The sequence below is a fragment of the Paraburkholderia tropica genome, assembly GCF_914484835.1.
In the GTDB taxonomy this organism is placed as follows: domain Bacteria; phylum Pseudomonadota; class Gammaproteobacteria; order Burkholderiales; family Burkholderiaceae; genus Paraburkholderia; species Paraburkholderia tropica_A.
The window spans coordinates 140,865-165,225 of sequence record NZ_CAJZAR010000044.1 but is presented as its reverse complement, the minus strand read 5'-3'; the positions used below and the strand labels follow the sequence as shown (position 1 = coordinate 165,225).

Annotated in this window: 21 protein-coding genes; 7 read left to right on the top strand and 14 right to left on the bottom strand. The window is 65.1% G+C overall.

What is annotated here, in order from left to right:
• Positions 1 to 34: 34 nt before the first annotated feature.
• Genes LDO54_RS14195 through LDO54_RS14185 form a run of 3 tightly spaced genes read right to left on the bottom strand, consistent with a single transcriptional unit; the run spans position 35 to position 3,267 of the window.
• Positions 35 to 1,315, bottom strand: coding sequence for an MFS transporter (locus tag LDO54_RS14195; RefSeq protein ID WP_224011298.1), 1,281 nt, complete (start codon positions 1,313 to 1,315; stop codon positions 35 to 37).
• A gap of 42 nt (positions 1,316 to 1,357) precedes the next feature.
• Entirely contained in the window at positions 1,358 to 2,236 is an 879-nt protein-coding gene (locus LDO54_RS14190; protein ID WP_224011297.1) for an amidohydrolase family protein, read from the bottom strand.
• A gap of 56 nt (positions 2,237 to 2,292) precedes the next feature.
• A complete protein-coding gene (locus LDO54_RS14185; protein WP_224011294.1) occupies positions 2,293 to 3,267 on the bottom strand; it encodes a PhnD/SsuA/transferrin family substrate-binding protein in 975 nt (324 codons plus the stop codon).
• A gap of 229 nt (positions 3,268 to 3,496) precedes the next feature.
• On the opposite strand from LDO54_RS14185, the gene LDO54_RS14180 reads away from it, so the two are divergent.
• The gene (locus LDO54_RS14180) at positions 3,497 to 4,420 is read left to right on the top strand and encodes a LysR family transcriptional regulator (RefSeq protein WP_224011292.1); all 924 of its coding nucleotides are present in this window, start codon (positions 3,497 to 3,499) and stop codon (positions 4,418 to 4,420) included.
• A gap of 26 nt (positions 4,421 to 4,446) precedes the next feature.
• Here the strand turns inward: LDO54_RS14180 and LDO54_RS14175 are convergent, their stop codons facing one another.
• Positions 4,447 to 5,865, bottom strand: coding sequence for an aldehyde dehydrogenase family protein (locus LDO54_RS14175; protein ID WP_224011290.1), 1,419 nt, complete (start codon positions 5,863 to 5,865; stop codon positions 4,447 to 4,449).
• Positions 5,866 to 5,964: 99 nt separating this feature from the next.
• On the opposite strand from LDO54_RS14175, the gene LDO54_RS14170 reads away from it, so the two are divergent.
• The gene (locus LDO54_RS14170; RefSeq protein WP_224011288.1) at positions 5,965 to 6,933 is read left to right on the top strand and encodes a LysR family transcriptional regulator; all 969 of its coding nucleotides are present in this window, start codon (positions 5,965 to 5,967) and stop codon (positions 6,931 to 6,933) included.
• Here the strand turns inward: LDO54_RS14170 and LDO54_RS14165 are convergent.
• A complete protein-coding gene (locus tag LDO54_RS14165; protein WP_224011280.1) occupies positions 6,930 to 8,237 on the bottom strand; it encodes an MFS transporter in 1,308 nt (435 codons plus the stop codon). The genes LDO54_RS14170 and LDO54_RS14165 overlap by 4 nt on opposite strands.
• Entirely contained in the window at positions 8,234 to 9,424 is a 1,191-nt protein-coding gene (locus tag LDO54_RS14160) for a M20 aminoacylase family protein (protein WP_224011278.1), read from the bottom strand. The genes LDO54_RS14165 and LDO54_RS14160 overlap by 4 nt, the downstream gene beginning before the upstream one ends.
• Positions 9,425 to 9,687: 263 nt before the next feature.
• Between LDO54_RS14160 and LDO54_RS14155 the strand changes: the two genes are divergently transcribed.
• On the top strand, positions 9,688 to 10,644 hold the full coding sequence (locus LDO54_RS14155; RefSeq protein ID WP_224011276.1) for a LysR family transcriptional regulator: 957 nt from the start codon (positions 9,688 to 9,690) through the stop codon (positions 10,642 to 10,644).
• A gap of 270 nt (positions 10,645 to 10,914) precedes the next feature.
• Here LDO54_RS14155 and LDO54_RS14150 read toward each other — a convergent pair whose 3' ends face one another.
• The 3 genes from LDO54_RS14150 to LDO54_RS14140 form a co-directional block, all read right to left on the bottom strand.
• Positions 10,915 to 11,526, bottom strand: a complete 612-nt coding sequence (locus LDO54_RS14150; protein ID WP_224011345.1) for a glycine zipper 2TM domain-containing protein — start codon at positions 11,524 to 11,526, stop codon at positions 10,915 to 10,917.
• 143 nt (positions 11,527 to 11,669) lie between these two features.
• Positions 11,670 to 12,668, bottom strand: coding sequence for a fatty acid desaturase (locus LDO54_RS14145; RefSeq protein WP_224011274.1), 999 nt, complete (start codon positions 12,666 to 12,668; stop codon positions 11,670 to 11,672).
• 31 nt (positions 12,669 to 12,699) lie between these two features.
• Positions 12,700 to 13,752: a sugar ABC transporter substrate-binding protein gene (locus LDO54_RS14140; RefSeq protein ID WP_224011272.1), complete on the bottom strand. Its 1,053-nt coding sequence runs from the start codon at positions 13,750 to 13,752 to the stop codon at positions 12,700 to 12,702.
• Between the two features lie 240 nt (positions 13,753 to 13,992).
• On the opposite strand from LDO54_RS14140, the gene LDO54_RS14135 reads away from it, so the two are divergent.
• Complete coding sequence (locus tag LDO54_RS14135) at positions 13,993 to 15,024, top strand: LacI family DNA-binding transcriptional regulator (RefSeq protein ID WP_224011270.1); 1,032 nt, start codon at positions 13,993 to 13,995, stop codon at positions 15,022 to 15,024.
• A gap of 54 nt (positions 15,025 to 15,078) precedes the next feature.
• Here LDO54_RS14135 and fusA read toward each other — a convergent pair whose 3' ends face one another.
• The 3 genes from fusA to LDO54_RS14120 all read right to left on the bottom strand — a co-directional run bounded on the left by fusA (position 15,079) and on the right by LDO54_RS14120 (position 19,684).
• Positions 15,079 to 17,130: an elongation factor G gene (fusA, locus tag LDO54_RS14130; RefSeq protein WP_224011268.1), complete on the bottom strand. Its 2,052-nt coding sequence runs from the start codon at positions 17,128 to 17,130 to the stop codon at positions 15,079 to 15,081.
• Between the two features lie 215 nt (positions 17,131 to 17,345).
• Positions 17,346 to 18,113: a slipin family protein gene (locus LDO54_RS14125; protein WP_224011266.1), complete on the bottom strand. Its 768-nt coding sequence runs from the start codon at positions 18,111 to 18,113 to the stop codon at positions 17,346 to 17,348.
• Positions 18,110 to 19,684, bottom strand: a complete 1,575-nt coding sequence (locus tag LDO54_RS14120; protein ID WP_224011264.1) for an NfeD family protein — start codon at positions 19,682 to 19,684, stop codon at positions 18,110 to 18,112. The genes LDO54_RS14125 and LDO54_RS14120 overlap by 4 nt, the downstream gene beginning before the upstream one ends.
• Before the next feature lie 334 nt (positions 19,685 to 20,018).
• On the opposite strand from LDO54_RS14120, the gene LDO54_RS14115 reads away from it, so the two are divergent.
• Together LDO54_RS14115 and LDO54_RS14110 are read left to right on the top strand one after the other, a co-directional pair.
• On the top strand, positions 20,019 to 20,537 hold the full coding sequence (locus LDO54_RS14115; protein WP_224011262.1) for an SRPBCC domain-containing protein: 519 nt from the start codon (positions 20,019 to 20,021) through the stop codon (positions 20,535 to 20,537).
• A gap of 137 nt (positions 20,538 to 20,674) precedes the next feature.
• A complete protein-coding gene (locus tag LDO54_RS14110) occupies positions 20,675 to 21,796 on the top strand; it encodes an NADH:flavin oxidoreductase/NADH oxidase (protein WP_224011260.1) in 1,122 nt (373 codons plus the stop codon).
• Positions 21,797 to 21,836: 40 nt separating this feature from the next.
• On the opposite strand, the gene LDO54_RS14105 is transcribed toward LDO54_RS14110, so the two are convergent.
• Positions 21,837 to 22,841: a zinc-binding dehydrogenase gene (locus tag LDO54_RS14105; protein WP_224011259.1), complete on the bottom strand. Its 1,005-nt coding sequence runs from the start codon at positions 22,839 to 22,841 to the stop codon at positions 21,837 to 21,839.
• Positions 22,838 to 23,374, bottom strand: coding sequence for a lactoylglutathione lyase family protein (locus LDO54_RS14100; RefSeq protein ID WP_224011257.1), 537 nt, complete (start codon positions 23,372 to 23,374; stop codon positions 22,838 to 22,840). Before LDO54_RS14100 ends, LDO54_RS14105 begins: the two co-directional genes overlap by 4 nt.
• A gap of 105 nt (positions 23,375 to 23,479) precedes the next feature.
• On the opposite strand from LDO54_RS14100, the gene LDO54_RS14095 reads away from it, so the two are divergent.
• Complete coding sequence (locus LDO54_RS14095; RefSeq protein ID WP_224011255.1) at positions 23,480 to 24,361, top strand: LysR family transcriptional regulator; 882 nt, start codon at positions 23,480 to 23,482, stop codon at positions 24,359 to 24,361.

Below are 24,361 nucleotides of genomic sequence, written 5' to 3'. Positions count from 1 at the left end.
GCGAGTGCCGCCGGATTGATTCGGAGTCCGTGCTTTATGCTTCGCGCAGTTCGCACTGCGGTTCGTTCGCCTTCGGCGCCCAGTCGGGACGATAGAGAATCGCCGTGGCGGCCGCGCCTACCAGCAGGAAGACGAAGATCACCATCATCGGCAGGTCGTAGCTCTTGCCGACATGCAGCAGCCAGCCCGACAGGCTCGCCGCCACACCGCCCGCGAGGCTCGTAGCGACCTGCTGCACGCCGGTCACGAGGCCCACGGTCTGCTTCGGAATCAGGGTGAGGCGCGAGAGCACGAGATTGTTTGCGGTCGTCAAGCCGAGCAGCGAAAGCGAGAGCACGTTCCAGAACAGCGCCACGCCGAGCGAGTGAGCAAACACACCGAGCAGCACCGTGCAGCCGCCCACGAAGCCCGCGATGATGAACGCCTTGCGCACCACGATCGCATTGGCGCCGCGCGCGATGATGCGGTCGGCGGCCCAGCCCGCGATGGCGGCGACGATGGCGATGCCCGCGAAGCTGAAGAACGTGAAAATGCCCGAGCGGCCAATCGACAAACCGCGTTGCTCGACGAGATACGCGGGCATCCACGTCATGCAGAAGAACGTGAAATAGCCGTAGCAGAAGTTGGTGATCATGCCGCCCCAGACCACGGGACTCGACAGAATGCTCGCGAGGCTCACGGTGCGGGCGCTGCGATCGGCCTTGCGCAGCGTGTCGCGCGTGGGCAGGTCGTTGCGCACCATCAGCAGCCAGGGCACGAGCCACAGCAGACCCACGAGACCCGTGGCGAGGAACATGGCCTTCCACGAGTAGTTGACGATGAACCACGCGGCGACCGGCGCGCCGATGGCGGGGCCGAATTTATTGCCCATCGCGAGAATGCCGACGGCGAGACCGCTCTGGCTTTCGTGGAAGTTATTGCGGATCCAGCGATAGCTCGCGGGAATCACAATCGCTTCCGCAATACCCACGAGCAGGCGCATGACAACGAGACCGGCCAGCGTGGTGACGGCGCCCATCAGCGCGGTCGCGAGGCACCAGAGCGCGAAGCAGATCGCGTAGGGCCATTTCACGCCGTAGCGGTCCGCGACCCAGCCCATCGGCACCTGAAAGAGCCCATACGACCAGAAGAATGCGGAATTGATCCAGCCACGGTCGACATTGCTGAGTGCGAAGTGGCGGATAAACGTGCTGTCCGCGAGCACGCTGGAAATGCTGGTGCGATCGACAAAGGACGTCAATACGCCGATCGCGAGCAGGGCGAGTACGGCCCAATTGCTCACGATGCCCGATCGTTCGGTTTTGCTCGTCTCCATGTGCTTTCTTCTTGCCTCGGTTATTTCTTCGTTGATTCCCGGTTAATGCCCGGTTGTTACATGGTTGATGCTATTCAGCGCCGGATACAGTTTGAGCGCCGTCTTGCCGAAAATCCACGCGCGGTCCGCGGCGTTCAGACATTGCAGCCCGGTTTGCGCGGTGGCGAGAATGTCCTGCAAGGTGCCGCTCGAAGTCGGAAAATTCGATCCCCACGCCATGCGTTGCGCGCCAAAGGCCTCGACCACGCGTGGGAAAAACGTTTCGGCGCTGGCGGGCGCTTTCTTGACGTCGCCGAAAATGCGCGGCGTGAGCTTCAGAAAGATGTTTTCGTATTCCGCGAGTTCGAACAGGCTTTGCGATTTCGCGTAGGGCTGGCCGTCGGTGACATCGGGGCGCGCCAGATGATCGAGCACGATCGGCACGCCCGGAAAGCGTTGTGCCAGCGCGCGGATCTGCGGAATGCCGACGGGCCCGGTCTGAATGCACATCGGCAGGCCGAGTTCGGCGCACATTTCCCATGCGGGAAAGGCGCGCGGATCGTCGAGTTCGCTCGGGTCGAATTCCTTGGTGCTGCCTCCGGTGAAAAGGCGCAGGCCTTCGAGACCCTGATCGATCCATTCCTGAATGCGTTGCGGCGCGTCCGGTTGCAGCACGTCGACGGAACCCACGGCGACAAGCCGTCCCGGATAACGCGCGCAACTCTCCGCCACATAGCGGTTGTCGAAACCGTAGGTGGTGGACGAATGCACCACGGCCGCCTTGCCGACGCCCGCCGCGTCCATCGCGGCGATCAGCGTTTCGACGGTCGTCGGGCGTTCCTTCGACCAGTCCGAGCGCTTGCCGAACAGCGGCGCGGGCGGATAACGACCTTCGTCATCGGAAATGATGTGCGGGTGAATATCAACGATTGAGCCGGGCATGAGCGTCCTGGAGTGTGTACGCGTTGTCGTGTCTGTCTGGCGGTCGGGCGAAGCGCTTAGCGTGCCTGCGGATCGACGAAGAGTTCGTTCAGCGCGAGCCGGCGCGGCGTAAGCCTCTGCTTGAACGCGGTGGCTTCGAGCGCTTCGATGGTCTTGCGGTTCGCTTCGATGCCGTAGGGCAGCGGGTCGGCGCCGACAATGCTACGGAGTTCCAGGTATTTTCTGTCGCCGGCGCTGCTTGCCTCGCCCGCGTTCAGACGCGCGAGCCATTCACGTTTGGCTTGCGTGAAGGCGTCGTCGAGCGAGCGCGCGATCCACGGATGCTCGGCGAGAATCGCGTCTTTCACGACGATGGTGCCGTGCATCGGATAGATGCCGGTACGCGCGTAATACTCCTTTTCGATCGCGGCCGCGTTCGGCAGCAGATCGGGATAATCGGCTTCGACTTCTTTCCAGCCGCCTGTGGGCGCGCCGGTTCGGCCGATGCCCGCCGCGCCCGCGAAGCCCGCCGCGAGTTCGCCGCTCGCCATCATGTCCGCGAGCGAACTGCCCTTGGGCGCGTGCTCGACGTTCGACGGCAGCTTCAATTGCGTCACGTGTTCTTCGTCGTCGACCACCCAGGTGACTTTCGACGCATCGAGACCGAATTCGTCGATCAGCACCTGACGCGTCCACACGCCGGTGGTCACCGAATAGGCGCGCACGCCGACCTTGCGGCCTTCGAGGTCTCTCGGATGCCGGATGCCGGCTTCGGGACGCACAAGCAGGCCGCCGTGATGAAAGCGCCGCGTGACGAAGATCGGCAGGCCGACGAACGGCGCGCCATGCGCGCGGGCGATGATATAGGTCGTGGGCGCGAGTTCGCAGACGTCGAATTCGACATCGCGCACCATGCGCCGGAATGCGCCAATCTGGGGCTGGACCGTGACGAATTCGGCGTCCACGCCTTCGATGGGAATGGCGCGATTGCGGATTGCCGCCGTATGCGGGTGTTCGCCAATTGCAATTTTGAGCCGCACCTTATTTGCCAACACTCGTCTCCTGGAATGGGACCGCTGCGCTTCGATGGAGAGAGAATATTTGAGCCGCCCGCGCGCGTCCCTATACAAAAGGGAGATTCGATGGCACTTTTTTCATACGGCGCGCGTTATGTGGCGCGCTTGCGGGCCCGGTCAGGTTCGCCATTATGTGTCCGTATTGCACATCTCACGTACCATCTCGGGTTGGCAGTCACCCTAACCCTTTGCGCGGCGCGCGATCATGGACAATCTCGGAGATATTCGCCTTTTCGTCGAAGCGGCGGGGCAAGGCAGCCTTTCGGCGGCGGGCCGCAAGCTGGGGCTGTCGCCCGCGGCGGCGAGCGCGCGGCTGGTGAAGCTGGAGGGCGCGCTGCATACGCAGTTGTTCGAGCGCTCGACGCGCAAGCTGCGCCTCACCGACGAAGGCCGCCTGTATCTCGCGCATTGCCAGCACGCGCTGCAAACGCTCGACGACGCGCGCGCGGCGCTGCAGGCCGGACGCGCTTCGGTGAGCGGCACGCTGCGCGTGTCGGCGACCTCGGATTTCGGGCGCACGGTGCTGCGCCGCTGGCTCGACGCGTTCAACGAGCAGCATCCGAACGTGACGCTCACGCTCGTGCTGTCCGATTCGCTTTCGCATCTGTTGCAGGACGATATCGATCTCGCGATCCGCTTCGGCGTGCCCACCGACAGTTCGATGGTCGCCAAGCGGCTCGCCGACAACCGGCGCGTGCTATGCGCCTCGCCCGCGTATCTGGAGGCGCGCCGCCCGCCTTCGCACCCGGACGAACTCGGCGAACTCGACTTCATCCTGCTCGCGTCGGCGGCGGGCGTGGCCAATAACTGGCGTTTCGCGCGCGGCGCCGAGACGGCGCTGTTCAGCGCGCCGCTCGACTGCTCGCGCCAGACCAACGACGGCTCGCTCGCGCGCGAATGGGCGGTGGAAGGGCGCGGCGTGGTGATGAAATCGATCTGGGATATCGGCGCCGATCTGGAGGCGGGGCGGCTGCGCGTGCTGCTGCCGGAGTGGCGCTGCCCCGACGTGCCGGTGCACGCGCTGTTTCAGCGCACGCCGTATATGGCGCCGCGCGTGCGCGCCTTGCTCGACTTTCTCGAAGCGCGGTTCGCGGAGGCGTCCGGGACGCTCGCGCCGTATTTGCGCTAGCGCCCGGCACGCCCACTAACTGGGACTCAAGCCGCGATCACGGCCTTCGCTTCGAGAAACGCCTCCAGTCCGGCCACGCCATATTCGCGCCCGATGCCCGACTGCTTGAAGCCGCCGAACGGCGCGGCCGGTTCGTGCGCGAGCGTGTTGACGAGCACGCGCCCCGCCTCGATGCGCGCAGCCACCGCGTTCGCGCGCGCCGTATCGGCGGAACAGACATAGGCTTGCAGACCGTACGGCGTGTCGTTGGCGATCTCGATCGCGTGATCGGTATCGCGGTACGCGATGATCGCGAGCACCGGCCCGAAGATTTCCTCGCGCGCGATCGTCATCGCATTCGTTACGCCGCTGAACACGGTCGGGCGCACGAACCAGCCCGTGGGCGCGCCGTCCGGCCGCCCCTCGCCGCCCGCGAGCAGGCGCGCGCCTTCGTCGATCCCCACGCGGATGTAGCGCTGCACGCGCTCCCATTGCTTGCGGCTGACCATCGGGCCGATGCTCGTGCGCGGGTCGCGCGGATCGCCCGATTGAATCCCGGCGACGGCCTCGACGATCTTCGCCTCGAATTCGGCGAGACGCGCTTGCGGCACCAGAATGCGCGTGCCCGCGATGCAGGCCTGGCCGCTGTTCATGAAGCCCGCTTGCAGCGCGAGCGGCACGGCGAGGTCGAAATCGGCGTCGTCGAGCACGATCGTCGGCGACTTGCCGCCGAGTTCGAGCGTCACGCGCTTGAGCGTCTCCGCACCGGTACGCAGGATCGATTTCCCGACGGCCGTCGACCCCGTGAACGAGAGCTTGGCGACGTCGGGATGCGCGCTGATCGCCGCGCCCACGGTGTCGCCACGGCCCGTGACGATGTTGAACACGCCCGGCGGCAGCCCGGCTTCGTGCAGCGCCTCGGTCACGATGCGCGTCTGTATCGCGCTCATCTCGCTGGGCTTGATCACGGCTGTGCAACCGGCCGCGAGCGCAGCGGCGAGCTTGCCGCAGATGAAGCCCGCGTTGCTGTTCCAGGGCGTGATGAGCCCGGCCACGCCGAGCGGCTGCATCGTCACCTGGGCGGTGCCCGCGCGGCGCGTGAACGTGTACTGTTCGAGCACGTCGGCGGCATCGCGCAGCACGTTCGAGGCGTGCTGCGCCATCCAGCGCCCGCGCGAAACCGGCGCGCCGTATTCCTCGACGATGGCGTCGAACAGCGCGTCCTCGCGCGCGGCCACGGCCGCGTGCAGGCGGCGCAGCATGGCGACGCGCTCGTGTTGCGGCGTGCGCGAGAAGGCCGGAAAGGCGCGCTTCGCGGCGGCGACGGCGGCGCGCGCGTCCTCGGCATCGGCGAGACGCACATGGCCGATCACCTGTTCGGTGGCCGGATTGAAGAGTTCAAACCGTTCGCTGCCGTGCGGCGTGACGAAGGCGCCGTCGATATAGATGGTGTCGATGACCTGCATGGTGGCTCCCGAAAACGTGGCGACCTGCACACGATAGTGCGGCGCGATTGATTCGACTAGCCGTACAATCGAGGACGAGTCATTGAGCGATTTGGGATAATGAAGACATCGGGACTGGGCGAACTCGAAGCCGTGCTCGCGGTGGCGCGCCACCGCAGCTTTCGCGCGGCGGCCAACGAGCTGGACGTATCCACGTCGGCGCTGAGCCACGCGGTGGCGGCGCTGGAGGCGCGTATCGGCGTGCGGCTGTTCAACCGCACCACGCGCAGCGTGGGACTGTCCGAAGCGGGCGCGCTGTTCGTGGACAGCGTCACGCCCGCGCTCTCGACCATCCGCGAGGCCATCGAGCAGGCGGGCAGCTTTCGCGACACGCCGTCGGGCACGCTGCGCATCAATACGTCACTGGGCGCGGCGAAGCAGGTGATGCCCGTGTTGGTCGAATTCCTGCGGCGCTATCCCGAGATGAAGCTCGACGTGGTGACCGAAGGGCGGCTCGTCGATATCGTCGTGGACGGTTTCGACGCGGGCATCCGCCTGGCCGAAACCGTGCCGCAAGACATGGTGGCGGTGCCGTTCGGCGACCAGCAGCGTTTTACTGTGGTTGGGAATCCGGAGTATTTTGCGCGCCACGGAAAACCGCGTGTGCCGATGGATCTGCGATCGCACCGCTGCGTTCGCGCGCGCATGCCGAGCGGCACGATTTATCAGTGGGAATTCGAGCGGCGCGGCGAGAGTGTGCGGATCGACAGCGAAGGCGCCATCACGCTCGACGACGCCGACCTGATCCTGCGCGCCGCGCGCGCCGGGCTGGGGCTCGCGTATCTGACCGAATGGAACGTGGCCGAGGATCTGGCCAAGGGCACGCTGGTGCGCGTGCTGGAGGGCTGGTTGCCGCCGCTCGACGGATTGTGTCTGTACTATCCGGGCAGGCGGCATGCGCCGGCGGGTTTGCGCGCGCTCGTGGAGACGATCCGCGAATACGCGCAAGTGGAGCGCGAGGCGGCGAAGGCCGACACGCGCAAGGGCAGCGGGGCGACGCCGCGCGCCGCCCGCAAACCTCGCGCTTAATCGAGCGCCTTGTTGCCGGTTTCTTCGAACATCGATACGGCGATCAGCGAAATCACCACGCAGCCGATCATGTACCACGCGGGCGCCATCTTGCTGCCCGTTTCGCGGATCAGCCAGCCCGCCACGAGCTGCGCCGTGCCACCGAACGCCGAGACCGCAATCGCGTACGCACTCGACATATAACCCGCGCGCAGATGCTTGGGGAAATTCTCCGGCATCAGCGCATAGGCGGGCGCGCTGCCCATCGTGTAGCAGAGCATCAGCACGATCAGCGCGGCGAGCACGACGGGCAGCGTGGGATAGTGCGTCATGATCCAGAACGCCGGATAGAGCAGCACGATCAGCGCCACGCGGCCGATGATCGTGAGCGGCTTGCGGCGGCCCATGCGGTCGGACCACGCGCCGTAGATCGGGCACATCACGAGCGAGATCGTGCTCGACGCCACGCCCGCGAGCATCGACATCTTGCTCGGTAGTCCCAGGTACTGGATGCAGTAGGTCGGCATGTAATACATCATCACGTACGTCGACACCGACATGCCCATGATCGAGAAGATCGTGAGGAACCAGTTGCGCACGTAGAGGCCGCGCTTCGGATCGTCGCGATCGGCCACGGCTTTCGGTGCGGGCGGCTCCTCGCGGATATGGCGGCGCAGATAGATGCCCACGGGCGCGATCAGCGTGCCGCAGAGGAACGGAATGCGCCAGCCCCAGCTATGCATCGTGTCGGCGGAGAGCAGAAAGCCGAGGCTCGCCGCGAGGCCCGAGCCGAGCAGCGCCGCCGCGCCCTGGCTCGCGAGCTGCCAGCTGGCGCGAAAACCGCGGCTGGCGGTGCCGCCCATTTCGAGCAGCGTCGCCGTGGCCGCGCCGAATTCGCCGCCTTGCGCGAAGCCCTGCAACAGACGCGCGGCCACGATCAGCACCGGCGCGGCGAGACCGATCTGCGCGTACGTGGGCGCGAGGCCGATCGACGCGGAGCCGATCGCCATCAGCAGGATCGTGAGCGTGAGTGCGGGTTTGCGGCCCGCGCGGTCGGCGTAGCGGCCGAGCACGATGCCGCCGAGCGGACGCATCACGAAACCCACGGCGAACACCGCGAACGCGAGCAGCGACGAAGTGATCGGATCGTCGGCGGGAAAGAACTGATGGCCGATCGTGAGCGCGAAATAGCTATAGACCGTGAAGTCGAAGAATTCGAGCAGATTGCCGATCACCGCCGCGAGCACGATCTTGCGCTGCTGGCCGGGCGTCATCGGCGGCGCATCGGCCTCGTGCGCGGAAAGGGTGGACGTGCTGACGCTCATGCGGGGGCCTTGGCGAGAAAACGTTCGACGAGACGCGTCCAGAACGCGGCGCCGATCGTGAGGTTGTCATCGTTGAAGTCGTAGCGCGGGTTGTGCAGCATCGGCTGGCCTTCGCCGTTGCCGAGGCGCACGAAACAGCCGGGCCGTTGTTGCAGGTAGTAGGCGAAATCCTCGCTGCCAGCGATGGGCGGAAACGGCGCGATCACGCGCTCGGGGCCGACCAGTTCTTCGGCGACTTCGCGCGCGAACGCGGTTTCGGCTTCGCTGTTCACGAGCACCGGATAGCCGCGGATAAAGTCGATTTCCGCGGTCGCGCCATACGATTCCGCTTGCGCATTCACCACCGCGCGAATGCGCGCTTCGAGCGTTTCGCGCACGGTCGGCGAGAACGAACGCACGCTCATTTCGAGCACGGCGCTTTCGGGAATCACGTTGGCCGCGTGGCCCGAATGGAACGAGCCGACCGTGATCACCGCCGCTTCATTCGGATCGACATTGCGCGCGACCACCGATTGCAGCGCCATCACGATGCTGCTGCCGACCACCACGGGATCGACGGCCAGATGCGGACGCGCCGCGTGGCCGCCGCGGCCGTTCACGCGCACCTTCACCGTATCGCAGGCGGCCATCAGCGCGCCCGAGCGAAAGCCGAACGTGCCCACCGCGACGCCCGGATGATTGTGCAGGCCGAAGATCGCATCGCAGGGGAAGCGCTCGAACAGGCCGTCGGCGAGCATGCGCACGGCGCCGCTGTCCGAACCGGCTTCCTCGGCGGGCTGGAAGATCAGATGCACGGTGCCGTCGAAATTGCGCGTCTTCGCGAGTTGCTGCGCCGCGCCGAGCAGGACCGTGGTGTGGCCGTCGTGACCGCACGCGTGCATCTTGCCGTCGTGGATGCTGGCGTAGTCGAGACCGGTCTGCTCGTGGATCGGCAGCGCGTCCATGTCGGCGCGCACGCCCACCGTGCGCGTGCTCGTGCCCACCTTGAGCGCGGCCACCACGCCGTGGCCGCCCACGTTGCGCGTCACCTCGTAGCCCCACGATTGCAGCTTGTCGGCGACGAAGCGCGCCGTATCGGCTTCTTCGTACGACAGCTCGGGATGCTGGTGAATGTGATGACGAATTTCGTCGAGTTGCGCGCGGGCATCGGCCAGGTCTTCGATCTGGCAATAACGGCTGTCGCTCATGACGTGGGGCTCCTCCTTGTTGTGCGGAATGCGGAATACGTAGTGCGGATCGCGTATTGCAAATTGCAGATTTCAAATTGCAATGTTCAAGCCCGAGTATTGCATCGACGAAAAACTCGACCGATGACTGAAACGCGTCGAAAATGTTGCCTTGAAGTCAACGATTCGCGCGGTGTTCCCGGGGCAGTGCAGGCTCATGGGGTGCGAATTGTTGTCGAAATATTCGCGAAAGATTCAAGAAAGATTAGCGAAAGGAATAAAAAATGAATCCAACGGAAGGCGGAGCGGAGCCGCTGGCAGAACGCTGGATCGACGAAATCGGCGAGCGCACGCTGCGTTATCTGGCCGAAATCGCCGCGAGCGGCGGCGTGCGCATGGCCGCCGAAACGCTCGGTGTGAATCCCTCGGTGATCAGCCGTCAGGTGGCGGCGCTGGAGCGGCGGCTGCGGTTTCCGCTGATCGAGCGGCGCGGACGCAACGTGGTCGTGACCGAGATCGGCCAGGTGCTGATCGATCATTACCGCGACAGTCAGCGGCGTCAGCGCGATCTCGCCGCGCGCCTGGAGGAATACCGGCAATTGCGGCGCGGACGCGTGGCGCTTGGTGTGGGCGAGGGCTTCATCGGCAATCTGATCGCGCGCGCGTTGCAGCGATTTTCGATGACGTACCCGGACATTCTCGTCGAGATCCGTTCGGGGCCGACGCCCGTGGTGCTCTCGCTGGTGCGCGACGACGTGGTCGATATCGGCTTGTGCACGCGCACCGCGGACGATCCCGCGCTGCGCATTCATACCTTCGCGTCGAAACCGTTGTGCGCCGTGGTCGCGCCCACGCACCGTTTCGCGCGCATGGCGAAGGTGCCGCCCGAAGCGCTGGCGCAGGAGCGCCTGATTTTCATGCGCGAGGCGTTTGGCGTGCAGCAGATCGTGCAGTCGCTATTCGAGGACGTGCGCCTGAACGTGATTCCCGCCTATCGCGTGGATCTGTTCAACACGGCGCAGACGCTCGCGGCGGGCGGGCTGGGCGTGGCGTTCATGTCGTCGATTACGGCGCGGCGCGGCATCGAGCTTGGCGAACTGGTGGCGGTGCCGATCGATCATCCGATCGCGGCGGGTTTCGGCAGCCAGATGATGACGCGCGTGGGGCGGCGGCTGTCGCCTGCTGCGGATCACCTGTGGAAGCAGTTGGCGCGGAGTTTCGTGCAGACGACGGGAAAGTAGGGCAATCGCGTTTTTACTCTGAAATGCTACTAACGGTCAGCCCCGCAACCCACCCAAAAACCGGAATATCGCCCGCCGCACGGTAATCGACTCACGCACCCGACATGGTCGAGCAGGCGAGCGGCGCGCACGATATCACGGTCGTTCGATATTCAACGTCGTGCGTTGAGTGTGTCGCCCGAATTAATTCGGCATCCAGATTAATGAAATGAAAAAAGACGACGCGATTCACGCGCCGCCTTTTATCGGCCCATTCACATCCCGCCGCGATCAATACCGCGAAAGCTGGCTGCCGTTGATCTGCACGCGGTCGCCCGGACGCAGATCGCCGGGCGTCGGCACATTGAACGCGCGCATCGAACCGTCGCTTACCTGCACGTCGATCTGATACGAGGTGTTTTGCGCGCCCATCTGCTGGCCGATCTGATTGCCCGCGACCGCGCCGCCGAGCGCGCCGATCACGGTCGCCGCGTCGCGGCCGTGACCGCGTCCGAACTGATTGCCGATCACGCCGCCGAGTACCGCGCCCACCACCGTGCCCGCCACGCCCGACACCGGCGACGCGCTGCTGACCGGACGCACATTCGTGATCGTGCCGTACTGTGCGCCATATTGCGCGGCGGACGGGGTGTTGTATTGATTGCCATATTGCCCGCCGTTCTGCGTGTCGTAGACAGGCGCGGGCGGCGGCGGCGGTGCATAGACGGGCTGCTGCACGGTCGCCGGTTGCGCATAGGCCGGTTGCGCGTAGGCGGGCTGGGCATATTGCCCCGAATAACCGGAGCCGTAGCCCGGCCCATAACCCGGCGCCACGCAGGCAGTCAGGGAGAGCGTCGTGACGGCGGCAATCGTCGCAAGAAAGGCGGACTTCGTGGTGAGCATCGGCATGGTGTGATTCCCGCATCGGCGTCGCGCGAGGCGGCCGATGTCAATGTGGAGAGCGAATGCGCGGGAGTATAAGGAATGCGCGTTCGCTCGTCCGATGCCACCGGGTAACAACGTGTAAAGTCTGTTAGCACCAATCCTCACGCCACCGCATCGCCCCGCTTGCCGCTCGGCAGATCGCGCACCACCACATACTCGGGATCGCGCTGCTGCTTCGCGAAGATCGTGAGTATTTCGCGCCAGGCGGGCCACAGTCCCGCATACGGCGTCGGCATCTGCGCGGCCACCGCTTCGTGAAAACGCGGAAGCGCATGAAACGGCACGGTCGGGAACATGTGATGTTCGATGTGGTAATTCATGTTCCAGTAGAGAAAGCGCACGAGCGGATTGAGCCTGACCGTGCGGCTCGATACGCGGTGATCGAGCACGTTCTCCTTGAGTCCCGTGTGCTGCGTGAGCGCGCACAGTTCGTGCAGCCACGTGCCATACGCGCGCGCGACAAACAGAAACAGAATCGGCAGCCAGCTATGCGCCGCGATCGCCCAGACGAACACCGCCACATAACAGCCCAGCAACACACGCGAATTCGCGCACATCTTCCTGTATTCGGATTCCGGCACGACCTCTTTTGCGCCTTGCGTGACGATGCCGAAGCTATGCAGCGCGATCGCGCCGAGAAACTGAATGCCGTGCGAAATGCGCACAAAATCCGTGACCAGTTTCAGATAGCTGAGCGGGCGCTTGAACGCGAGTTCGGGGTCCTTGTAGGGCGCGGCGGTCAAATGCGTATAGGTGTGATGCTTCGCGTGCAGCCAGCGGCTATACACCTGCTCGCGCCAGGACATGAAGCAGATCACCCAGTACACCGCTTCGTTGAGCGAGCGCGTCTTGAAGGCGGTGCCGTGCCCGAGTTCGTGCGCGGCGGCCTCGCTGAACGCGAACACGGTGCCGTAGAGCAGGAAGGCGGGCACGGCCCAGACCGTGCCGAGCGAGTACCACGCGAGCACGCCGGTGCCGATCACGAGCGCGAAGAAGCCGCCCGCCTGCACGATTCCGCGCGCATCGGAGCGCGTGGAGAGTTCCTTGAGCGCCTTGCGGTCGATGTCCACGCGATACCAGGACTGCATGTCGATATTCATGAATGGGCTCCCTTGATCGAGCGTGCGCGCATCAGCGGTACGAACCGGCGTATTGCTGGACCACGGCGAGGTTGTCGCGCGTGACGAAGCTCGGGCCGGAACTCACGGTCGAGCCGGTATACACAGGCTTCAGTCCGTATTTGTCGAGCCGCGCGGCGACCTTCTTGTCGCTTTTGAGCGCCGCGACGATACGCGTGGGATCGCTGGTCTTGTCGCGCACGGCGATGGCCATGGCGGCGACCGAAAGATAACCCTGCAAATACGGCTGCTGATCGATCGCGAAGGCCACCTGGCCCGACTGGATCGCCTTGAGAATGTCGGGCGAGAGATCGAAGGTCGCCACATAGATCTTGCCGCTCCTGCCCGCGTCCTTCACGCCGCGCAGCACGCCCATCGCCTGATCGGGGCCGAGCGCGAGAATGGCTTGCGTGTCGGGATGCGCGCGCAGCCACGCGGCCACCTTGCTCGCGATGAGCGTGGGGTCTTCGCCGCTATCGAGCGTCGACTTCTTGTAATCGACGCCGAGCGCATCCGCGAATCCTTTGCAGCGATCCCAGAGCGCCTGAATATCGGCGCCGTGATTCACGCACAGAAAATTGCGGATGCCCGCGGCCTTCGCGCGTTCGCCGGCCGCCTTGCCCGCTTCGTATTCGGGCTGCCCCACGTGCAGCATCGCGCCCACTTTCATGCCGTCCTGCGGGCCGCCATTAATCGTGATGAGCGGAATATGCTTGGCTTTCACGCCCGCGAGACCTTTATTGATCATCTCGACATTCGGCACCGTGGTAATCACGCCCGCGTAATTGCGCGCGGACGCCTGTTCGAGAATGCGCACCATGTCGCCGGTATCGCCGCCGGGCGGATTGCGATAATCGACCGGCACATTGAAATCCTCGCTCGCGTCGCGCATGCCGTTTTTCACGGTGTTCCACCACGCGTTCGAATCCGAGCCGTGGCTCACCATCACGAAGCGTTCCTCGGCGGCGGCGCTGCGCGCGCCGAATGCGCCGAACGCGCTCACCAGCGCCACGGCCGTGAGCGCGGCGAACGCGCGCCGGGCCAGACGGAATCCGGTCGTCTCCATGTTGACTGTCTCCTGAATGAGTTGTCGTGGTCCGCTTGCGTACGTCCATGCCTGTACGCGCGGCGGCGGTCTTCGCGGCGCTTGTTCCGGTGCATCGGCGCGCCTTCTATTCGCGAATGACGAATAAAATGTAGTTGAAGCAATCTCAGCGCTCAAACGGAATCTTGAGGACTTTTCCTCAATTCACGGCGCATGCGATTGCGATTCGCGCATTTCACTTTCCGCAGTTGCGAGGCGTGCATGAACGTCAGACGAAAGCCGACGATGGACGATGTGGCGAAAGCCGCGGGCGTGAGCTACGCGACCGTCGAGCGTGTCTTGAACGGACGGGGCGGCGTGTCGCGCGAGAAGGAAGCGGGCGTGCTCGACGCCGCGCGCAAGCTCAAGCTCGACCGCGCGCTGCATGAAGTGTCGGTGCGTTGGCTGCGCATCGCCATCCTCACGCAGAAGCCCGATTCGCCGTATTACGCGGCGCTTCGGCAAGGATTCGAACTCGCGCAGAAGTCGTTCGAGACTTATCGCGTGCTGTGTAGCGTGACGTTCTTCGACGACCTCGAACCGCGCTCGCTCGCAAACGTCATCGCACGCGCCTCGCAAAAGGCTGACGCGATGATCGTCGTGGCCTACGAGCATCCGCTCGTGGTGGATGCGGTATCGGCGGTCGCGAAGAAGATTCCGGTGGTGACGGTCGCGAGCGATCTGCCCGACAGCGGCCGGCTCGCTTATGTGGGCATCGACAATCGTGTGGCAGGGCGCATCGCGGGCGAGTTGATGGGGCGCTTCGTCGGTCGCGATGGCGGGCAGGTGATGGTGATCGCGGGACTGCGCACCTATCTCGGCCACGAGCAGCGCGAGGGCGCGTTTCGCGCCGTGCTGCGGCGGCGCTTTCCCGCGTGCGAGGTGGTGGCGACGGTCGAGAGCCGCGAGGACGAACGCTCGACGGAACGGCTCACGCGCGAGGCGTTCCGCAAATATCCCGAGTTGAGCGGCATCTACAATATTTCGGTCGGCGACGACGGCATCGCGCGCGCGTTGAAGGCGCTCAGGCGCGAACAGCAGACGGTATTGATCGGCCACGAACTCACGCCGGTGAGCCGCGCCTTGTTGATCGAAGGCGTGATGGATGCTGTGCTCGATCAGAGCCCGTTCGTGGAAGCGGTGCGCGCGGTCGAGGCGATTCTCGGCCATTACAATCGCGGCGCGCCATCGGGCCTGCCCTTGCAGACGCCCATTTCCATTTATCTTCAGGAGAATCTGCCCGCCGAATTTTAAGCGCGCCGTTGCCTTATTTCATTCCGCGCTTTATGTCTCGCTTGATGCCTCGCGTTATTCCTCATTACCGCCACGGCTCTTGTGTTGCGCCGCGAGTTTGTCCTGTTGCGCGGGCGGCACCGGATCGTAATGGCTCAATTGAATGCTGTAATTGCCGTTGCCGCCGGTGAGCGAATTCAGGCGCGATTGATATTCGTTGAGTTCGGCGAGCGGCACCTTGCCCGCAATCACCATCGCATTGCCGCCCACGGTGCGCGTGCCGTGCAGTTGCCCGCGCCGCGAAGAAAGATCGCCGATGATGTCGCCCATCGACGCCTCGGGCGTCATCACCTCGATATCGACGATCGGTTCGAGCACGATGGGCTGCGCCTTCAAAACGGCATCGATAAACGCCTTGCGTCCCGCCGTCACGAACGCCACTTCCTTCGAATCGACCGGATGGCTCTTGCCGTCGAATACCGTCACGCGCACGTCCTGCATCGGAAAGCCCGCGAGCGGTCCATTGTCGATTACCTGCTGAATGCCTTTTTCCACGGCGGGAATGTATTGCGTGGGAATCGCGCCGCCTTTCACGGCATCGACGAACTCGAAACCCGCGCCGCGCGGCAGCGGCTCCACGCGCAGCATCACTTCGCCGAACTGGCCCGCGCCGCCCGTTTGTTTCTTGTGACGGCAATGGCCTTCCGCCTTGCCGCCGATGGTCTCGCGCCACGCGATGGTGGGCGGCCGCGTAATGACTTCGAGTTTGTGCTGCTCGGTGAGCCGTTCGAGCATATAGCGCAGATGCAGTTCGCCGAGCCCGCGCACGACGGTTTCGTTGGTGCCCGTGGGATGGCTGATCGAGAGGCACGGATCTTCGGCGGCGAGCTTTTGCAGCACTTCCCAGAGGCGCTGTTCGTTGCCGCGCCGCGCCGGTTCGATGGCGAGGCCGTAAATCGGATTGGGGAATTCGAGCGGCACGAGATGCACGTTGCCGTCTTCGGGCGCGTCGTGCAGCACGGTGTCGAAGTCGATGCCGTCGGCTTTCGCCACCGCGCAGATATCGCCGGGTCCGGCGCGCGGCACGTCGGTATGGTCCTTGCCTTGCAAGCGCCACAAATGCGCGACCTTGAACGGCTGGCGGCCATCGCCGATATAAAGCTGGCTGTCGCGCGCGACCGTGCCCTGATGAATGCGGAACACGGCCATCTTGCCGATATACGGATCCATCACGATCTTGAACACATGCGCGAGCACGTGCTTGTCGGCATCGGGCTCGGGCTGGACGGTTTCCGTCTTGCCGTTCGACGTCTCGCGATAGTAAAGCGGCGGATTGCCTTCGGTCACATTGGGCAGCAGGCGCACGAAGACGTCGAGCAATTGCTCGATGCCCGCGCCCGTGGCCGCCGAGGTGAAACACACCGGCACCAGATGGCCTTCGCGCAGCGCGCGTTCGAATGGCGCGTGCAACTGCGCGGGCGTGATGGCCTCGCCCTGTTCGAGATACAGCTCCATCAGTTCGGGATCGAGTTCGATCACCTGATCGACGAGCGCGTTGTGCGCCGCGTCCACGGCATAAAAATCGGCCTCGCCGGCCGGATTGAAAAAGCAGTCCACCACTTCGCTGCCGCCTTTTGCGGGCAGATTGATCGGCAGACAGTTTTTGCCGAAGCGCTCCTGAATCTCCGCGAGCAGACCGGGTAAATCGACTTTCTCACCGTCGATGCCATTCACGACGATCATGCGGCAGAGCTTGCGCCGCTGCGCGTAATCCATCATGCGGGCCGTGGTCATTTCAATGCCGTTGCGCGCATTGATGACGATGGCCGCTGTTTCGACGGCTGGCAGCGCGCCGATCGAAAGCCCCGCGAAGTCGGGATAGCCCGGCGTATCGACGAGATAGACGCGCGTGTCCTGATGATGAAAATGCGCGACCGTGGAATTGAGCGAGTGATGATATTTGCGCTCGAGCGCGTCGTAATCGCAGAGCGCGGTGCCGCGACTCACGCTGCCTGGTGTGTGCACGGCGCCGCCGCGATGCAGGAGCGCTTCGGCAAGCGAGGTCTTGCCGCATCCGGCGTGGCCGACCAGTGCGATCGTGCGGATGGCTTCGGGACTGTAATCCATGATCGCCATCGTCCTGTAAAGGCGTGTTGGGGCATTATTGGCGAAATTTCTCGCGCATGCCAGCGTTAGCGAACGCGCCGCGCGCGTGAATTCATTTCGTTGCGGTGCAGTATTTCAGCCCCTGTTTTCAGGGGCTTTCTGCGTGAAATGCTTGCGCACGCGCGCGCGGATAAAACCTGTGCGATGCAATAAAGCGCGCTCCGCTGCGTTCAACATTAACGCGGCGGACCCATGCGGTCGATCACCGCATTCAGAATATCGACCGGCAACGGAAACACGATGGTCGAATTCTTGTCGGCGGCAATCGTCGTGAGCGTCTGCAAATAGCGCAATTGCATGGCCTGCGGTTGTTGCGCGAGCCGTTGCGCGGCCAGCAAGAGTTTCTCCGAAGCCTGCAATTCGCCTTCGGCGTGAATGACTTTCGCGCGGCGTTCGCGTTCGGCTTCGGCCTGGCGCGCAATCGCGCGGATCATCGTTTCGTTGAGATCGACATGCTTGATTTCGACGGTCGATACCTTGATGCCCCACGCGTCGGTTTGCGCGTCGAGCGTCTTCTGGATATCGGCGTTCAATTGCTCGCGTTCGGCCAGCAGCGCGTCGAGATCGTGTTTGCCGAGGACCGCGCGCAAGGTCGTCTGCGCGAGCTGACTCGTGGCTTCGAAAAAGCGCGCGACCTGAATCACGGCTTTTTCCGGGTCCACGACGCGGAAATACACCACGGCGTTCACTTTCACCGACACGTTGTCGCGCGTGATCACGTCCTGCGCGGGCACGTCGAACACGACCGTGCGCAGATCGATGCGCACGACTTGCTGCACCACGGGAATGATCAGCACGAGGCCCGGTCCCTTGACCTTCCAGAAGCGGCCGAGCATGAACACCACGCCGCGTTCGTACTCGCGAAAGATGCGGATCGACGAAATGACGAGCAGCACCACCAGCACGGCCAGCAGGCTCGAAAACCCAAACGTGTAACCGATCATGTCGATTCTCCTTGTATCGGCGTTTGCGATGGCGCGCCCGCGTCGCGCAGCGGTTCGACGCTCAATGTGAGGCCGCTGCGCGCGGTCACGCGCACGGGCGTGCCGGCCGCCAGCGACATGGCGCACGTCACGCGCCAGCGCTCGCCGCGCACGCGCGCCCAGCCGCTCGCCGCCGCGGGCGGGGCGCCTGGCGCTGCGCCTGGGCCGTCGGCGTGCAGGCCGTCGTCGAGGACTTCGCCGCGGCTGCCGACCATCGCTTCCGCGCCTGTCACCACGGGCCGCCGCCGCGCGCGCAGTGCGACGCCCGACATCAGCGCCACCAGCGCCGCGCCGCCGAGCGCGAGGCCCGCGATCAGCGGCAGGGGCACGCCGTAGCCGGGCACGTCCGTGTCGATCAGCATCAGCGCGCCGATGGCGAACGCCACAATGCCGCCGAAGCCCAACACGCCGAAGGTCGGCAAGAACGCTTCGGCGACGAGACACGCGAGCCCGAACAGCACGAGGCCGAGCCCCGCGTAATTCACGGGCAGCATCTGCATGGCGAACAGCCCGACCAGCAGGCAGATCGCGCCCGCCACGCCCGGCAGCACGAAGCCGGGATTCGCGAACTCGAAGAACAGGCCGTAGACGCCGATGGTCAGCAGAATCAGCGCGACGTTCGGGTCGGCGATGATCGAGAGGAAGCGATTGCGCCAGTCGGGCGCATAGCTCACGAGCGGCGCGTGCGCGCTCGCGATTCGCACCATGCCGCCCGCCGTTGCGACGACGCGGCCGTCGGCGACGCGCGCGAGATCGGCGGCGCTCGGCGCGATCAGGTCGATCACGTGCTGCGCGAGCGCTTCACTCGCCGAGAGGCTCACGGCTTCGCGCACGGCGCGTTCGCCCCATTCGGCGTTGCGTCCGCGCAGTTGGGCGAGGCCGCGAATATAGGCGGCGGCGTCCTGGGTCGCCTTGCGGGTTTCGGTCGAGGCCGTGTCGGTGGGCAAGGCGCCCGAGGCCGCGCTGGCCGCGCCGGGCAAGGCGGGCGCGCCCGTCGGACCCGGCGCGCCGCCGACGCCGATCTGCACCGGCGACGCCGCGCCGAGATTCGTGCCCGGCGCCATCGCCGCGATATGGCTCGCATAGACGATATAGGTGCCCGCGCTCGCCGCGCGCGCGCCGCCGGGCGCGACGTAAGCGGCGACCGGCACGGGCGAGGCGAGGATCGCCTTGATGATCTGGCGCATCGAGGTGTCGAGGCCGCCGGGCGTGTCGAGCTGGAGAATCGCGAGCGGGGCGCGCTGCTGTGCGGCGCGTTCGAGCGTGCGCACGATGAAATCGGCGCTGGCGGGACCGATCGCGCCGTTCACCGTGATCACGACGACAGCGGGTTGCGTGCGCGCGGGCGTTTGCGCGAAGACGGCGGCGCACAGCGTCGCCAACGCTAACAGCAGCGCAAAAAACGAGGGTACGAGCCGAAATTCGGGCAATGCGCGGCGCACGCTCCGCCATGCAAGCGGACGACGTGGTTGAGACGCACGTGATCGCCGCGCGCAAGGCGCGGCGATCTGCGCTGGGCGATGAACGCGCATCGGCTCGGCCGCGCGGCGCGGATCGCACGCCGCCGGCTCGCAGGAAAGGGCTAGGCCCGATGATTCAAGTTTAGGCTTTTGGCGCAAAGCGTGGGGGCGGATCGAATTGTTTCGACATCCTGATTGAATTTCGCGCCCGCCGTTTCATCCGATGAATTCCCTCTGCTCAGCCTGCCGCGTCGGCAAAGCGTGCTCTAAATATCATATTCACTGATGACTGAAATACGAATTCATAATTGGAGTTATTTCATCGTAACGCCGATCATGACATCCATGCAGCGCGAACGGAAGAACGTCCGCGCGTTTTCATCCCGCATCGAATGGAGCACACACCATGGCCGAACGTATGAACGCCATCATCTGGCCCGAAGGTTATCTGCCGGGCACCACGGAAAACTTCGCCTCGAATGAAATGATCGTCGCCGGCATTTCGGCAGCCGACGTCTGGCCGCTGCTCGCCATCGCGCCGCGCTGGCCCGAGTATTACGCGAACTCGTCGGATATCCGTTTCTATGACGGCAAAGGTCCGCAACTCGAAACCGGCGTGCGCTTCTTCTTCCGCACGTTTGGCTTTCCGGTCGAAGGCGAGGTAACGGAATATGTGCCGCCCGCGAACGGCGAACCAGGCCGCGTCGCGTGGCACGGCTGGGCGGGCGAGGGCGATACGCGTCTCGATGTGCATCACGCGTGGCTCGTCGAAGATTTGTCGGGCGGCCGCGTGCGCATCCTCACGCAGGAAACGCAGAAGGGCAAGCCCGCCGCCGAACTCGCGAACACGCGTCCCAATCCGATGATCAACGGTCATCAGGAATGGCTCGACGGTCTCGTGAGCGCCGCGCGCAAAGCGAAATAACGCTGGACGACGCAGCATGAACGCGTCCGCGCCGCCGCGCGAAATTTTCGCCTACTGTTGAACGCAATCCCGTTGAACGCGATGCCGCGCCGCGCACACCCATGGCGCGGCGCGGTTTTCCTTTCTGGAGGCGCGGTATGTCTGCACTGTTCAGCCCGTTCAAACTGAAGGACGTGACCCTTCGCAACCGCATTGCGGTGCCGCCGATGTGCCAGTACAGCGCGGTCGACGGCGTCACCAACGACTGGCACTGGGCGCACTATCCGGCGCTCGCGCGCGGCGGCGCGGGACTCGTGATCGTCGAGGCCACGGCGGTGTCGCCCGAAGGGCGCATCACGCCGGCCTGCACCGGCCTGTGGAACGACGCGCAAGCCGAAGGCATGGCGCGCATCGCCGCATCGATCAAGGCGGCGGGCGCGGTGCCCGGCATCCAGATCGCGCACGCGGGCCGCAAGGCGAGCGCGAATCGTCCGTGGGAAGGCGACGATCACATTCCCGCCGACGACCCGCGCGCGTGGCAGCCCATCGCGCCCTCGGCGATTGCGTTCGGCGCGAATCTGCCGCGCGTGCCGCGCGCCATGACGCTCGACGATATCGCGCGCGTGAAGCAGGCGTTCGTCGATGCTGCGCGCCGCGCGCGGGCCGCCGGTTTCGAATGGCTCGAACTGCATTTCGCGCACGGTTATCTCGCGCAGAGTTTCTTTTCGATTCACTCGAACACGCGCACCGATGCGTATGGCGGCAATCTCGAAGGACGCGGCCGCTTTCTCGTCGAAACGCTCGCGGCCGTGCGCGAAGTCTGGCCCGGGAACCTGCCGCTGACCGCGCGCTTCGGCGTGATCGAATACGACGGACGCGACGAGGAAACGCTCGCCGAATCGATCGAACTCACGCGCGCGCTGCGCAACGAAGGGCTCGATCTGCTCAACGTGAGCGTGGGTTTTTCGATTCCGGGCGCGAAGATTCCGTGGGGTCCGGCGTTTCTCGCGCCGATCTCCGCGCGCGTGCGCAGGGAGGCGGGCGTGCCGGTGGCGTCGTCGTGGGGCGTGGATATTCCGCGCGTGGCGGAACGCGTGATCGCCGAGGAACAGATGGATCTCGCGATGATCGGCCGTGCGCATCTCGCCGATCCGCACTATCCGTACCGCGCGGCGCAGCACCTGAAGGTCGAGCGGCCTTCGTGGGTGCTGCCCGCGCAATACGCGTACTGGCTCGAACGCTATCAGCCAGATCCGCAGGCGCGCGATTGCGGCGATTGAGCGGCGTCGCGCGGATCAGCACGCGTTTGCGTTGATCGACTCATTCGACCGCAACGAGCGCCTTGCCGGAAAACGCGCGATGGCGCAGCGCGTCGAGATGCTCCGCGAGCGCGTCGAATGGCGCGATGTGCTGCGTTTCGGCTTGCAGCGTGCCGCCCGCGATGGCCGCGAGCATCGACTCGCCCGCTTGCGTGAGACGTTGCCAGGCGGTGTCGTCGCCGTAGACGTGCAGCGCGCCGAGCGCGACTTCGTGCACGGAGAGCGTGCGCCCGAACGGCGGGCACGGCGCGGTGTCGAGCCGCCCCTGAATGCAGACGAGATGGCCGTTCGCTTCGAGCACGGGTGAGAGGCGCGCGGCGTGCGGCGCGTCGATGCTGTCGATCGCGGCGTAGAAGCGACCTGCGTTGTCACCGGCCCACGTGCTCGAATCGTCGAGCGGTCCCGGCACGCAGGCATGCGCGCCCATTCCCGCCAGTCGTTCAGCGTGACGCGGATGGCACATCGCCGTCACCTCGAAGCCGCGCTTCGCGGCCAACTGCACGAGATACTGGCCGACCGCGCCGCCCGCACCCGCGATCAGCACGCGTGCGCCCACGCGCAGCGGCAGCTTTTCGATCGCCAGCCACGCGGTGAGCGCCGGACACGGAAAGCTCGCGGCCGTGGCGAAGTCGAGCGCATCGGGCACGCGCAGCAGCGCGCGCGCCGCGAGCGGCGTGTAGTGCGCGAAGCTGCCCGGCGCATGCAGGCTCTGGTGATACGCCACGCGACGCCCGAGCCATTCGGGCGCGACGCCTTCGCCGAGCGCGACCACCGTGCCCGCGCCATCGACGCCCGGCACCTTGCCGCGCTGCCAGTTCACGAGATCGCCGCCGAGCACTTTCCAGTCGACCGGATTCAGCCCGATCACCGCATTGCGCACGAGCACGTCGCCCGGCGCGAGCGGTTCACGCGGCACGCTGCCCAGCGCGAGGCCGAGCGCGTCCGGCGATCCGCGCCACGTCCAGGCGGGCCAGGTCGCGGGCATGGACGTTTTCACGTGGCTCATGCCTTGTTGCCTTGCGTATTGCCTTGCGTATTGCCTTGATACGCGCCCGCCGAATACGTCAGCTCATAGCTATGGCTGTAGATTTCGAGGATGTTGCCGAACGGGTCTTCCATATAGACCATGCGATACGGCTTCTCGCCCGGGAAATACTCGCGCACCGGCATGCGTTGCTTGCCGCCCGCCGCGACGATCTTCGCGGCCAGGCCTTCCACGTCCGGGTCCTGCACGCAGAAGTGGAACACGCCGGTCTTCCAGTATTCGAAATTGTTCTCGGGCTTCTGCGCGTTGCGGAATTCGAAGATTTCCACGCCGATGCGGTCGCCGGTCGAGAGATGCGCGATGCGGAACGAACCCCAGCCCGCGCCGAACACATCCGTGCACATCACGCCGATGGCGCTCTCATCCTCTTCGATGGTGGTGGGCGGCATGATCAAATACCAGCCCATGACCTCGGTGTAGAACTTCACGGCGGCGTCGAGATCGGTCACCGAAAGACCGATGTGGGAAAAACTGCGCGGATAAACGATGCTCATGCTGATTCCTCGAAAAACGCCCGGCTGGCGGGCACCCTTCGAATCTTAGGCAGCGTGGCTATAATCACAACGACGCTATTCTTATCGTTTCGATAAATCTTCCTTATGCTGAATCCGCAATGGCTGCGCACCTTCGAGATGCTGGCCGAGGTCGGCAACTTCACGCGCGCCGCCGAGCGGCTGGGCATCACGCAGGCCGCCGTGAGCCAGCATTTGCGGCACCTCGAAGACCGGCTCGGGCTGCTGGTGTTCCGCCGTCCGCGCGGCATCGAGGTCACGCCCGCCGGGCGCGCGCTGCTCGACTATTGCGCGGAACTCGAAGTGTCCGACCGCAAGCTGCGCGAGCGCCTCGCGGCCACCGACGCCGACGCGGGCGAGATCGCACTGATCAGTCCGGGCAGCATTGGCCTGGCGCTGTATCCGCTGCTGCTCGACTTGCAGGCGGCGCATCCGGGGCTGTCGATCCGTCACCGTTTCGCGCCCGATTCCGAGGTGCTGGCGGCCGTGCTCGCCAATCAGTACGAATTGGGCCTGCTCACGCTCAAGCCCGACGACGAGCGCCTGAAAGCCACGCGCTTCGCCGAGGAACCACTCGAAATGGTGATTCCCGCCGGAGAGACGGTTCAGACGTGGGAGGACCTGGAGCGCATCGGTTTCGTCGATCACCCCGACGGCCTCGCGATGGCCAATCGCCTGCTGAGCCGCCGCTTTCCCGGCAATGCGGGCGCGCGAAGTCTGCCGCGGCGCGGCTTCAGCAACCAGATCGGCCTGATCCTCGAACCGGTTGCGCGCGGCTTCGGCTTCACGGTGCTGCCGCGCTATGCGCGGCGCGCGTTCGCGCGGCAGGACGCGATCGAAGTCGTGGAATGCGATGTGGCCGTGGTCGATACGCTCTGGCTGATTCATCGCGCCGAATGGCCGCTGCCGCGCCGCGCGCAGCGCGTCGTCGAATTTCTCTGCGCGCAGATGGACGGCGCGGGCGCTTGA